12 protein-coding genes are annotated in these 12,733 nt (G+C 67.1%); 10 read left to right on the top strand and 2 right to left on the bottom strand.

All coding sequences use genetic code 11. From position 1 onward, the window contains the following. Positions 1–118: 118 nt before the first annotated feature. Positions 119–658: a DUF983 domain-containing protein gene (locus tag EB084_02335; GenBank protein ID NDD27089.1), complete on the bottom strand. Its 540-nt coding sequence runs from the start codon at positions 656–658 to the stop codon at positions 119–121. On the opposite strand from EB084_02335, the gene EB084_02330 reads away from it, so the two are divergent. The 4 genes from EB084_02330 to EB084_02315 are packed head-to-tail and all read left to right on the top strand — an operon-like array spanning position 657 to position 5,161. Continuing rightward, positions 657–2,939 carry a bifunctional (p)ppGpp synthetase/guanosine-3',5'-bis(diphosphate) 3'-pyrophosphohydrolase gene (locus tag EB084_02330; GenBank protein ID NDD27088.1) on the top strand — a complete coding sequence of 761 codons (2,283 nt, stop codon included), beginning with the start codon at positions 657–659 and terminating at the stop codon, positions 2,937–2,939. The two genes, EB084_02335 and EB084_02330, sit on opposite strands and share 2 nt — an antisense overlap. Position 2,940: 1 nt before the next feature. After that, on the top strand, positions 2,941–3,390 hold the full coding sequence (locus EB084_02325) for a D-tyrosyl-tRNA(Tyr) deacylase (GenBank protein ID NDD27087.1): 450 nt from the start codon (positions 2,941–2,943) through the stop codon (positions 3,388–3,390). Next, positions 3,390–3,971 (top strand): energy-coupled thiamine transporter ThiT, encoded by a 582-nt coding sequence (locus EB084_02320; protein ID NDD27086.1) that lies wholly within the window; start codon positions 3,390–3,392, stop codon positions 3,969–3,971. The genes EB084_02325 and EB084_02320 overlap by 1 nt, the downstream gene beginning before the upstream one ends. Further along, positions 3,968–5,161 (top strand): thiamine diphosphokinase, encoded by a 1,194-nt coding sequence (locus tag EB084_02315; protein ID NDD27085.1) that lies wholly within the window; start codon positions 3,968–3,970, stop codon positions 5,159–5,161. Before EB084_02320 ends, EB084_02315 begins: the two co-directional genes overlap by 4 nt. A 72-nt stretch (positions 5,162–5,233) precedes the next feature. On the opposite strand, the gene EB084_02310 is transcribed toward EB084_02315, so the two are convergent. Continuing rightward, positions 5,234–5,512 (bottom strand): hypothetical protein, encoded by a 279-nt coding sequence (locus tag EB084_02310; protein ID NDD27084.1) that lies wholly within the window; start codon positions 5,510–5,512, stop codon positions 5,234–5,236. Here EB084_02310 and EB084_02305 point away from each other — a divergent pair. From EB084_02305 to EB084_02280, 6 genes are all read left to right on the top strand, one after another. Continuing rightward, the gene (locus tag EB084_02305; protein NDD27083.1) at positions 5,469–7,211 is read left to right on the top strand and encodes a leucyl aminopeptidase; all 1,743 of its coding nucleotides are present in this window, start codon (positions 5,469–5,471) and stop codon (positions 7,209–7,211) included. The two genes, EB084_02310 and EB084_02305, sit on opposite strands and share 44 nt — an antisense overlap. A 42-nt stretch (positions 7,212–7,253) precedes the next feature. Next, positions 7,254–7,871 (top strand): hypothetical protein, encoded by a 618-nt coding sequence (locus EB084_02300; protein ID NDD27082.1) that lies wholly within the window; start codon positions 7,254–7,256, stop codon positions 7,869–7,871. A 109-nt stretch (positions 7,872–7,980) separates the two neighbouring features. After that, positions 7,981–9,066, top strand: a complete 1,086-nt coding sequence (gene plsX, locus EB084_02295) for a phosphate acyltransferase PlsX (protein ID NDD27081.1) — start codon at positions 7,981–7,983, stop codon at positions 9,064–9,066. Next, positions 8,909–11,587 (top strand): ATP-dependent DNA helicase RecG, encoded by a 2,679-nt coding sequence (recG, locus tag EB084_02290; protein NDD27080.1) that lies wholly within the window; start codon positions 8,909–8,911, stop codon positions 11,585–11,587. Before plsX ends, recG begins: the two co-directional genes overlap by 158 nt. After that, the gene (rsmD, locus tag EB084_02285) at positions 11,521–12,177 is read left to right on the top strand and encodes a 16S rRNA (guanine(966)-N(2))-methyltransferase RsmD (protein ID NDD27079.1); all 657 of its coding nucleotides are present in this window, start codon (positions 11,521–11,523) and stop codon (positions 12,175–12,177) included. Before recG ends, rsmD begins: the two co-directional genes overlap by 67 nt. Next, the gene (locus tag EB084_02280; GenBank protein ID NDD27078.1) at positions 12,174–12,698 is read left to right on the top strand and encodes a pantetheine-phosphate adenylyltransferase; all 525 of its coding nucleotides are present in this window, start codon (positions 12,174–12,176) and stop codon (positions 12,696–12,698) included. The genes rsmD and EB084_02280 overlap by 4 nt, the downstream gene beginning before the upstream one ends. The last annotated feature ends 35 nt before the right edge of the window (positions 12,699–12,733 follow it).

Genomic DNA, 12,733 nt, shown 5'->3' with positions numbered 1-12,733 from the left:
GGTCCGCGTGGGCTGTCGTGGTTCTCAGGGTCCGGGTTCATCGGCGCAACCTTCGCAGGCTGCCCGGCATCTCCTCCACCGTGTTCCCGTGAGACGGCAGGGCAGCGGGGAGCGGGGCCTACGGCCTCTTCTCGAAGTCTGAGGGGCGTTGCGGGCGGAACACGAGATCGAAGGCGAGCCACACGGTCTTTGAGATGGGGTAGAGCAAGATCGGCAGGAGTACGGCCGCTGTCATCGCGGCCACGAAGTGGCTTCGTGGGGGCATCTCCGGAAGCGAGCGGAGCACCGACCAGACGATGAAGGCCAGCACCACGACCTCTGACGTCACCATGTTCACCGTCATCGAGCCCAGGAAGTGACCCTCCTCGCCACGGTCGAGTCGCAGTCCGCACTGGCGGCACGACGGGAGGATGCGGATCCCGTTCATGAAGGAGGCGCCGCAGTGGGGACAGCGCAGGGTGAGGCCACGGCCGGCGAGGACGGAGATTCGTGCCATGTCGGGACAGGTTTGTTGCGACGGTGTCCGCGTCCTGCGGTGAATTGCGGCCTGGTGCTGCGCTGTGCTATAATTCGCTCCGCGCCTTCGTTCGGCATCGAGCGCAAGCAGGGCGTCAGCAACAAGAAGGCACGGGCATCCGCCAGCGTCGCGCACCTCCATGAACGAGATCAACGCCCTTCCCACCGCTCCCCAACCTTCCCCCGTCCCCCAGGAGACCGCGCTCGAGGCGCGCTACTCCGAGCTCTGCGCGCGCGCGAAAGAGCACAACCCCGCGGCAGACCTCGATCTCCTCCGCGCGGCGTTCGACACGGCTCGCACAGCCCACGCCGGCCAGACCAGGGCGAGCGGTGAGCCCTACATCTTCCATCCGGTCGAGGTGGCGACGATTCTCACCGCCTTCCGCATGGATGTGCCCACGCTTGCGGCGGCCCTTCTGCACGACGTCATCGAGGACACGGGCACCACTCGCCAGCAGCTGGCCGATCGCTTTGGTCCGGAGATCGCCAATCTCGTCGATGGGGTCACGAAGCTCAGCGCCATCAGCGAGCGCGGCGGCAAGGACGATCGGGCCGCGCCCGACGCACCGCTGCCGGAGTCGGTTTCGCGCGAGCGCGCCCGAACCGACGCCCAGGTCGAGAACCTGCGTCGCATCTTCCTGGCCGTGGCCAAGGATGTGCGCGTCATCATGATCAAGCTCGCCGATCGGCTGCACAACCTGCGCACCATCGGCGCGGTCAGCCCTGCCCGACAGCGCGCGCGGGCCACCGAGACCCTCGAGATCTTTGCTCCGCTTGCACAGCGCCTCGGCTTGGGGCGCCTGTATCCGGAGCTCGAGGATCTCTCGTTCCGCTACCTGCATCCGGAAGAGTACGAACGCCTCAGCGCGCAGGTCGACAAGGTGCGGGCAGAGCGCGAGCTCATCATCCCGGAGGTCATCGACGCGCTCGAGCGCAAGCTCAAAGAGCTCGGCATACACGCCCGCATCGGCTGGCGAACGAAGCATCTCTACAGCGTCTGGCGCAAGATGCGGGGCAGCAGCAAAGAGCTCGACGAGGTCTGGGACCTCATTGCGTTTCGCATCATCGTCGACACCCAGGAGGAGTGCTACACCGCTCTCGGTGCGGTTCACGCCCTCTGGCCTCCGCTGAAGGATCGCATCAAGGACTACGTGGCGGTGCCCAAGTCGAATCGCTACCAGTCGCTTCACACCACGGTCTACGGGCCGAAGAACCAGCCGCTCGAGATCCAGATACGCACCCAGGAGATGCAGCGGATCAACGAGTACGGCATCTCGGCCCACTGGGCCTACAAGCAGGGGAAGGGCGGGCAGACGAGTCTTGCCCAGGACATCTACCCCTGGATCAAGCTTCTCCTCGACTGGCAGGATGAGTCGAAGGACGCGCGTGAGTACGCCGAGCACCTCAAGCTCGACATCCTCGCCAGCGAGGTGTTTGTGTTCACGCCACGCGGAGACGTCATCGATCTTCCCGCCGGATCGACCCCGCTCGACTTCGCCTATCGCGTGCACACCGACGTTGGGCACCGGTGCGTGGGCGCCAAGGTGAACGCCAAGATGGTGGCGCTCGACTACCGGCTCCAGAACGCAGACATCGTCGACGTCATCACCTCGAAGAACGGCACGCCCTCCCTCGACTGGCTCCGGGTGTGCCAGAGCAGCCACGCGCGCAACAAGATCCGCGCGTGGTACAAGAAGGAGCGGCGCGACGAGAACATCATCCGCGGCAAGGACCTGCTCGCGCGTGAGCTCAAGCGCCAGCGCGCCGCCGACAACGTGGCGGGCGATCACGACCTCCTCGGCAAGCTTGCCACCACCATGAACTTCATGACAGTCGATGACCTCCTGGCCGCCGTGGGCTACTCGGAGGTAGGGGCTCCCCAGCTGGTTCTGAAGCTGAAGGAAGCGGCTCCGGATCGATTCCCTCAGCCCAAGCCGAAGGTCACGTCGACGGTCTCCAAGCGAAAGACGAAGCAGGCCGTGAGCGTGACTGGCATGCAGAACCTGCTGGTGAAGCTGTCGCGCTGCTGCAGCCCGGTCCTGGGTGACGACATCGGAGGCTTCGTCAGCCAGGGGCGCGGGGTCATCGTGCATCGCGTGAGCTGTCGCAACTTCGAGGCCCAGATCGTCGAGTCCCCGGAGCGGCGCATCGAGGTGAAGTGGGAGAAGGCCGACGGTCAGCCCACCTACGCGGCCGATCTCGACATCTCCGCCATGAACCGCGATGGCCTCGTCATCGACATCATGGGGCTGCTCAACGAGGCGAAGATCCCCACCCGCTCGTGTCGCGCGCAGGCCCGCAAGGATCGCGCAACCGTGAAGCTGAGCGTCGACATCGTGCATCGTCAGCAGCTCGAAGACCTCATGAAGCGACTGGGCAGGCTGAAGGGCGTGCTGTCGGTCGATCGCTCGACGACCCACTGACATGCGCGCCGTCTTCCAGCGGGTTCTCGAATCTTCGGTGACGGTCGACGGTGCTGTCGTGGGGCGCATCGGGCGCGGCGCAATGGTGCTGCTCGGCGTTGGTGAAGGCGACAGCGACGAAGACGTGCGCTATCTCGCCGACAAGGTGGCCAACCTGCGGGTCTTCACTGACCCCGAGGGGAAGATGAACCTGTCGGTTCGTGAGATCGGCGGCGAGGTGCTCGTGGTCTCGCAGTTCACGCTCTATGGCGATTGTCGCAAGGGACGTCGACCCTCGTTTGCCTCGGCGGCGGCCCCGGAAGAGGCGCGGAGGCTCTACGTGGCCTTCTGCGAGCGCCTTCGCGGGGAGGGTCTCACCGTGGCAGAGGGGATCTTCCAGGCCGACATGACAGTGCACATCGTCAACCAGGGACCCGTGACCATCATGCTCGACAGCCGTCGCGGTTTCTGATGGCGGTCGAACCCGTGCGCAACCCTGCTCCCGCGTCCTTCAACGCGCCCACGCGGCGCGATGGGGTGAGAGCCGTTGCGTTCGTGGGGGTGTGCGCGGCACTCTCGTTCGTCTGCGGCATGGTGGGGTGGACCGCTCCCCAGGGGGGGCGCGTGTCGCTTGCCGACGTGCCCGTTCTGGCCCTCGCCCTGGCCATGGGCTGGCGTCCGGCCTGCCTGGCAGGAGCGCTTGCCGGGCTGCTCCACTACCCGCAGCAGCCCGTGACCGTGCACCCGCTCTCGCTGCTGCTCGACTATCCTGTATCCGGGGCCTGTCTGGGCCTGGCCGGGCTGCCCCTCTTCCGGCGGCCAGGACGGGTCTGGGCGCTCGCAGGGGTTGTCACGGCCATCGCTGGCAAGTACGCGGTCCACGTCTGGAGCGGCGTGCTCTTCTGGGCCCAGGGCCTGCAGGGCCTGACGGCGTGGCGCTTCTCCCTTATCTACAACGCCACCTACATGCTCCCCACGCTCGGGGTCGACCTCGCGGTGATGGCGGTTCTCGCGAGACGAATGGGGCAGGGCAGGGGGGCGCACGTCGCATGAGCGTCTCGTTCCCCGCAGGCTGGCCCCCACCGATGAGCGAGGGCCGACGCGTCGTGGTTCTCGCTGGAGGTGATCCTGAACCCGCGGCATTCGTGCGCGGCGCCATCACCGACAGCGATCTCGTCATCGCCGCCAACGGGGGATCGCGCCTGGCACGTGACTGTGACATCGTGCCCCATCTGCTCGTGGGCGACGTGGATTCCCTCGCTCCAGAAGAAGCCGCTCGCCTGCCCGCGGAGACGTTGCGCTGGCAGCACCCTCAAGACAAGGACGCCAGCGATCTCGAGCTGGCTCTCGAGGCCGCATTCGCCGTGCAGCCGGTCGAGATCGTCGTTCTGGGGGCCTTTGGCGGACGCGTCGATCACATGCTGGTCAATGTCGGTCTGCTGCACATGGGAACCGCGCGCGCCATCCCGGTGCGCCTGCTCTCGGCGAGGGGAGAGGCGCTTCTCGTCGAGGGTTCAGCCGAGCTCGACTGGCCCGAGGGCCACCTCCTGACCGCGCTGGCCGTCACCCCCCAGGTGACAGGGGTCTGCCTGTCCGGCGTCGCCTGGCCGCTGCAGAACGCCACCCTCGAATGGGGCAGCAGCCGCGGGCTCTCCAATGTGGTGCGCGAGCGGCCGGTGCGCATCGCCCTGGAGAAGGGGCGCCTTCTGGTTCTGGGTTCGCGGGGGGGGCGCACGGTGGCGGTGCGTCGCACCTGGCTCGAGCTCACCGACGCGTCGCGGGTGGCGTCGTCGCCTCTCGACGACGCGCCGCATCTGCGTCTGGAGCGCGTCGAGCGCTGCACGCCGTCGCTGTACCGGTTTCTCTACGGCGAGACCGGTCGAGACTATCACTGGGTCGATCGCGGCCAGTGGGACGACGCGCGCCTCACTGCGCATCTGTCGCAGTCGGGCCTCGAGATCTGGATGCTGCACGAGCGTGGAGGCCCCGCGGGCTGGTTCGAGCTGACGCGCGAGGGCGACGCCGTGCAGCTCGCCTATTTCGGCTTGCTTCCCGGCCACCTGGGGAGAGGCCTCGGCGTCCACCTGCTGGTGTGCGCGTCGCGACGCGCCTTCGCCATGGGGGCGACGCGGGTGTTCGTGAACACCTGCACCCTCGACGACGCGGCGGCCATGCCCAACTACCTGAAACGCGGATTCACCCCCTACCGCGAAGACGTCTACGACGTGACGCTGCACGACTGACCCTTCACGACCGAACGGCGCACAGGAGACCGCGCCCCGCGTGCGAAGTGTGCGCCGCGACGCGTCACCCAGTCAGACGCCATGGAGGTCGAGCCCTTGCAGATCTATGAGAAGCATGTCTTCGTATGTACCAGCGGATCGGCGTGTCCCCTCGATGGCGACGCAGAGGGCGTGCACAAGGCGCTGAAGCGACGTGTGGCCGAGACCCCTTCGCTGAAGGGGCGGGTTCGCATCAACAAGAGCGGCTGCCTCAACCAGTGCGGCCACGGTCCGCTCATGGTGGTGTACCCCGAAGGGGTCTGGTATCATGACCTCGACGTCGCCAAGGCCAACACGATCTTCGAGCGCCACATCGTCGGCGGTGAGCCTGTCGAGGCCTTGCGCTATACCGTCGCGCCCGGCGATCACAAGCTGGCCCGTGACGCCGAGAACCGGGTCATCGCCGACCCGTGCCACCCCCAGCGACGGCTCCAGGATTCCTGAGCCGGCCGCGAGAATATCCCGCCCGCCGCGTGGGGCGCGTCGCGCCAGAGACACGCCGAAACCCTTCTGGAGGAAGTCGTTCATGAAGTTCATCGTCACAGCGTCGCTGGAAGCCGAAGCCCTCGACGGGTGGGTCGTTCCTTTTCACGAGGGCGAGTTCGCCGGGCCCGGGGCGTCGATCGACGCGCGTTTCGGCGGGGTGATGTCAGCGGCCTTCGAGAGCAAGGAGTTCGAGGGGAAGGCCTCCAGCACGCTCTGGATCCGTCCCTACGGCGAAGGCGCCGCGGTACGTCGTCTCATTGCGGTGGGCCTGGGCAAGCGCGCGCGCGCCACCGCCGATCGCATCGGCCGCGCGTTCGCGGTGGGTGTGAACGCCCTGCGTGATGCGGGCTGTCGGCGCGTGGGCCTGCTGCTGCCGGAGAGCGATGACGTGGCGTTGCTTGCGCAGCGCGTCACCGAGGCCGTGATGGTGGGCGCGCATCAGTTCACGAAGTACAAGTCGGTGGGCGACGATGCGCCCAAGGCCGTGGCCGACGTGGTCATCCAGGCGCCGGACTCCGCACGTGACGCCGTGAAGCGGGGCGCGCTCATCGCGGGCGCGGTGAACTTCTGTCGTGACGTGGCCAACGAGCCTCCCCAGATTGCTACGCCCGCGCATGTGGCCAGCATTGCCGAGGGCCTGGCAGGCGACCGCCTGGAGGTCGGGGTTCTCGACGAGCGCATCCTCGCGGAGATGGGCATGAACGCCATCCTCGCGGTGGGGCAGGGGAGTGCGAACCCGCCGCGCATCGTCACCCTGCACTACAAGGGAGCCGGTGCGGATGCGCCCCTCTACGCGGTGGTGGGCAAGGGCGTCACCTTCGATAGCGGGGGGCTCTCGATCAAGCCCGCGGGCTCGATGGAAGACATGAAGTTCGACAAGTGCGGCGCCTGCGCCGTGCTCGGGGTGATGAAGGCCGTGTCTGATCTCGGTCTCGCGGTCAATGTGCTCGGTGTGCTGGGTCTGGCCGAGAACCTGCCCGGCCCCACGGCCTACCGTCCGGGTGACATCGTCCGTGCGGGCAGCGGCAAGACCATCGAGGTGCTCAACACCGACGCCGAGGGACGCGTGGTCCTGGCCGATGCGCTCTACCACGCGGGCAGCTTCCGACCCGTCGAGATGGTCGACCTGGCAACACTCACCGGCGCGTGCGTCGTTGCGCTCGGAGACGTGTGCGCGGCGGTGCTCGGCAATGATCCGGACATCATTGACGCCCTGCGCGCCAGTGGCGAGCGCACGGGTGAGCGGGTGTGGGAGCTTCCGCTGTGGCCGGAGTACGACGAGAAGGTGAAGAGCGACGTCGCCGACGTGAAGAACATCGGCGAGCGCGCGGGGGGCATGAGCGTAGCGGGAACGATTGCAGGCGCGTCCTTCCTCAAGATGTTCGTTCCCGATTCGTGCAAGTGGGGCCATCTCGACATCGCGGGCATGGCCAACGGCGGCAAGAAGCCGTATCGTTCCGCGGGTGCGACGGGGTATGGGGTGCGCCTCGTCGTTGACTGGCTCTCGTCGAAGGCGCAGCCCTGAGTGCGATGAGGCAGCATCGTCGATGAGGGGGGCGGTCGAGAGATGGCGCGGGTGAGCGACAGCGTCGAGATCGCGCTCTCGCACGCCGCCGTCATCGCGCTGTCGAACCCTGCAGGCGAGGTCATGCTCGGGCGAACCACAGGAGCGCCGCGCGCGCGTGTCGAGCGCACGGCTTCGGCGCCCACCGAGGCGCAGGCGCGCGCGCTCCTCGAGGCCATCCGCGTTCACAGTGATATCGATGGGGTTGACGTGGTCGGGGTCGACGGGCGTCAGACCCAGGCTTCGCTGGGTGCGTGGATCGGCGATGTCGACGCGGTCACCGTCAGCGGACGCCGGGTCGAGGTGCGAGATCTGGGGTGCGACGTGATCTGCACGGTGGGCGAGGCGCTCGACGTGCGCGCATGCGGCGGTTTCGTGCAGGCGCGGGTGACCTCGGGCGGGGTCGATGTTCGCGACGTCTGCGGGCGTCTGCAGCTCACGCTCGACCACGGCACCATTCGCGTCAGTGACTCGAGCGGGCATCTCGACGCGCACTGCCTCGACGGTGACGTCTGTGTCGAGGGCTTCGCGGGCGACATCGTGGCGCGCGCCCCGCGTGGCGAGGTGCGGGTCAGCAATGTTGAATCTCCTTCCATGAAGGGCAGGAAAGACCTGCTCTGAAGCCGAAGAGGCAGTCATCCGACGGCATTCGTGCAACACGGCGATGCGCCCGTGAGAAACACGACATCAGACCTGCCTGGTACACGACGATGAAGAGAGACGAAGCCCCATGAGCAGCGCTCCAACGACGTCGTCGACAGCCCCCCGCCCCGCTGTGATCGCTGTCGACGCCATGGGCGGTGACGAGGCGCCCGAGGCCGTTGTGAAGGGGGCGCGAGCGGCTCTGTCCGACGCGTGCCAGATCGTCCTGGTCGGTGATGAGGCGAAGCTGCGGGGAAGGTTCGGCGCGCTGCTCGAGGCCCCCGGGCTTCGCATCGCCCACGCATCCGAGGTCATCGGCATGGACGAGACCCCCAGCACCGCCCTCGAGAAGAAGAAAGACGCCTCCATGGTTGTTGCGGCGCGTCTGGTCAAGGAGGGTCAGGCCCAGGCGCTTGTCTCGGCGGGCAACACGGGCGCGCTCATGGCCGGCTCGCTGCTCACCATGGGCCGTCTGAAGGGCATCCGCCGCCCGGCCATCGCGGTGAAGTGGCCGACCTACGACGCCCACGTCGATCATGTCCTTGTGCTCGACTGCGGGGCCAACGCGGAGACGAAGCCCGAGTATCTTCTCCAGTTCGCACATATGGGGGCGGTGTACATGCAGCGTGTCACCGGTCGCTCTTCGCCACGTGTCGGCCTGCTCAACATCGGCGGCGAGGTCGGCAAGGGGGGGACGCTTGTGAACGCTGCCTACGGTCTGCTCGAGGCTTCCGGTCTTCGCTTCGTCGGCAACATCGAGCCCACGCAGATGATGCGCGGGGTCTGCGACGTGGTGGTCACCGACGGCTTCAGTGGCAACATGATTCTCAAGACCGGCGAGACGGTCGCAGAGATGATCATGTCCACCATCAAGAGCGGCGTACGTGCCACTCTTCGTGCCAAGATCGGCGCCTGGCTGATGAAGCCCGTCTTCCTCGATGTGAAGAAGAAGGTCGACCACTCAGAGTATGGCGGTGCGCTGCTGCTGGGGCTTCGCGCGCCCGTGGTGAAGGCGCATGGCCGCTCCAACGAGCGCGCCATCGAGAACGCCATACGGGTGGCGGCCAGGGCGGTGTCTGAAGATGTCATCGGCCACATCCGGCGCAGCATCGAGGCCGACGCAGGCGAACCCTCGGGGGGAGGGGGCAGCGCCTCGAGTGCCGCGAACGTTTGAAGAGACCCTCGAGCTGCTGGTCAGACCGCTGGGTCTCGAGCGTCGCCATGGCTTCAAGAATGCCTCCGTGGTGGGGGGGCTCGCGGCCTATGTCGGTCGTCACGCCGCCGAGGCTGTCGATCTCTCTCCCACGGCTGAGGTGGGCCAGGCACTCATCGAGATGCGCGCCCTCTTCGGCGACTACGATGCGCTGACGTCGAAGCAGCGTCAGAGCCGTGTCGACTGTGCGGTGGCGGTCATCGATCGCGTGCGCGCGCTCAGCGCGGCGCCCAGAGTCCCTGTGGAGAAGGCGCAGGTGCCGGTCGAGAGCGCGCCCAGGTCTACACGCGTCCGCGAGGTGCCGCCGGAGCGCATCGTCTACGTCGCGGTGGAAGGTGCCCCGCCCGGCGAGAGTGGTGGTCCTCGTGTGCGCGCTGAGCAGCCCACGGTCACGGTCTCGCACCCCAAGGCCCTGCAGAAGACGGTGGCGTCGGCTCGCGGCGTGGGTCCCGGACTCGCGCACAAGCTCGAGCGCCTCAACCTGCGCACCGTCGAAGACCTGCTGTGGCATCTCCCTCGTCGTCACGAAGACCGACGCCGCATGAAGCGCATCGACGCGCTCGTGCCGGGCGAGACGGTGACGCTGACCGGTGTCGTCACCAGCGTGAGCTTCTTCCAGCCGCCCCGCCGTCCGAAGATGTCCATCTTCAAGGCGACCATCTCCGATGGCAGCGGACACGTTCAGATGGTGTTCTTCAATCGCCCCTACCTGCGCAGCGCGCTCACCAAGGGAATGAAGCTCCTGGTGAACGGCAAGGTCGAGCGCCCCAAGAAGGGGCCTGCGCAGACCCTCGTCATGAACGGGCCGGACTACGAAGAGCTGGGCGGTGAAGATGACGCCATCCACGTGGGGCGCATCGTTCCGATGTACGGCCTCACCGAAGGCCTCATGCAGCGGGCCATGCGCAAGATCATGAAGGTCGCGGTCGACGATTTCACGCCCCTGGTGCCTGACATCCTGCCCGCCACCGTGCGCAAGGCGCAGGCATTTCCGTCCCGATCATCCGCGCTGCGAGAGGTGCACTTCCCGGACACGCCAGAATCGCACGCGTCTGCCATGGAAGCGCTCATCTTCGAGGAGCTCTTCGTCATGCAGGTGGGGCTCGCGCTGCGCCGTCGGGAGAGCGAGCGCCTGCCACGCAGCGGTCGCTACACGCTCGGTCTCGACGCCGTCGATCGCTTTGCCGAGGGCCTGCCGTTCCCCCCCACCGAGGCGCAGGCTCGCGTCATGCGCGAGATTCGAGACGATCTGCTCAGCCCTGTGCCCATGAGCCGTCTGGTGCAGGGCGATGTGGGCAGCGGAAAGACCGTGATCGCCGCGTTTGCCGCGTGGTGCGCCATCTCGTCCGGCTTTCAGGCGGCGGTGATGGCGCCCACCGAGATATTGGCCGAGCAGCTGGCGCGGAAGGTGCAAGACCTCATCGGACACGAGCACGCCATTCGTCTGCTCACCGGCAGCCTGGGCGCGGCCGCGCGCCGCGAAGCGCTCGAGGGGCTGGCCGAGGGGAGCATCAACGTGGCGGTGGGCACCCATGCCCTCATTCAAGACGACGTCCGCTTCCACAACCTGGGGCTCGCCGTGGTCGATGAGCAGCACAAGTTCGGCGTTGTTCAGCGCAGCACGCTGCGCAACAAGGGCTACAACCCGGACGTGCTCGTCATGACCGCGACTCCTATTCCGCGCACCTTGTCGCTGACGCTGTACGGCGACCTCGAGACGTCGATCATCGATCAGCTGCCCGCGGGGCGCAGCCCCATCCGCTCGTTCTGGCGTCCGAGCGAGAAGCTCGACGCGGTGTACGACTTCGTCGAGAAGCAGCTCGAGGAGGGGCGTCAGGCGTATGTGGTCTGCCCGCTCGTCGAGGAGTCGGAGAAGCTCGAGGCGGCCAGCGCCACGGCCGAAGCGCAGCGCGTGTCGGAGCGCTTTCCGCACCGGCGCGTGGGCCTGCTTCACGGACGCATGCGCTCTGACGAGAAGGACCTCGTCATGGAGCGCTTCCGCTCGCGTGCGTTCGACATACTGGTGTCGACCACGGTGGTCGAGGTGGGGGTCGATGTTGCCAATGCCACGGTCATGATCGTGCAGAACGCCGACCGCTTCGGGCTGGCGCAGCTGCACCAGCTGCGCGGTCGGGTAGGGCGGGGGCAGCATCAGTCGTACTGCGTGTTCATCGCCGATCCCACCTCGGAAGAGGGGATCGAGCGCATGCAGGTGATCTCGTCGACCACCGATGGCTTTCGCATCGCGGAGGAAGACCTGCGGTTCCGCGGCCCCGGCGATTTCATCGGCAGCCGTCAGTCCGGTCTTCCCGATCTGCGCGTGGCCGATCTCGTGCGCGACAAGGCGGTGCTCGAGCGGGCGCGCCTGGCGGCGCGAGAGCTCATCGGGCGCGATTCGTTCCTGGCCGCCATCGAGTGCCAGCAGCTGAAGGACGAGGTGCTGCGGTGCTTTCGCGGGCAGCTCGTGTCGATGCTCTCGTGACGAAGCCGCGAGAGGGCGTGCGACCCACCACGCGCAAGGTTCTCGAATCGCTCTTCGCCATTCTCGACGGCGTGATCGAGCGGTGGGACGGGCTGCGCGTGCTCGACGCGTTTGCGGGCACCGGTCAGCTCGGCGCCGAAGCGCTCGCGCGAGGCGCCCACGTGACGTTCATCGAGAAGAGCGGCGCCGTGGCCAGCGATCTTCGTCGACGGTATCGTGCGGCCAGCGCCGTGGTGGTGCTGCGGGGCGACGCCCTCGAGCAGCTGGCGAAGCTGCGCGGGCCGTTTGATCTCGTCTTCCTCGATCCGCCGTACAGCGCGGGGCTGGCGTCTGACGCCCTTGCCCTTCTGACCGCGCATGGGCTGGTGGCGCCGGAAGGATGGGTGGTGGCCGAGCATCACCACAAGGATTCGATGCCGGAAGCGCGTTCGTCGCTGCGCCTGGTGCGCAGGCAGCGCTATGGAGAGACGGCGCTGTCGATGTACCGCGGTGAAGCAGCGCCAGAAGAGGGTGCCGAAGACGTGTGTGAGCAACCAGGTGAGCGTGGCGCCAGCATCGAGGTCCGGGAAGCGGGAGGGAGCGACGCGTGAGACGGGCGGTATATCCAGGGAGCTTCGATCCGGTCACCAACGGCCACGTCGATATCATCGAGCGGGCGCTTGCGCTGTTCGACGAGCTCGTGGTGGCGGTGGTGGCCAACCCGAACAAGCGCTCGCTGTTCACCCTCGAAGAGCGGCGCGAGATGATCGCCAGCGCTTTTGAAGGCCGCGCGGGCCTTCGTGTCGTGAGCTTCGAGGGGTTGCTGGTGAAGTTCGTCGAGAGCCAGCAGGCGCACGCCATCGTGAAAGGGCTGCGCGCGGTCTCCGACTTCGACTACGAGTTCCAGATGGCGCTCCTGAACCGCCGTCTGGCCCCGCACATCGATACCGTGTTCTTGATGACGCAAGACATCTACGCCTTCCTGAGCTCGAGCAGCGTGCGCGAGATCGCGTCGCTCGGCGGGAGTGTGCACGGCATGGTTCCCCCCGTCGTCGAGGCCCGCCTGGCCGAACGTTTCGGAGTTCCCACCGATGGCAGCCCGGAGATTTCCCCGCCGGTCGAGCGGGATTGATCGTCACGGTCTTCAAATAGAGAACCACGAGGAAG

The organism is Pseudomonadota bacterium (genome assembly GCA_010028905.1).
GTDB lineage: Bacteria > Vulcanimicrobiota > Xenobia > RGZZ01 > RGZZ01 > RGZZ01.
Note: the sequence above shows the minus strand (reverse complement) of the source record. Positions and strands in the feature narration are given on the sequence as shown.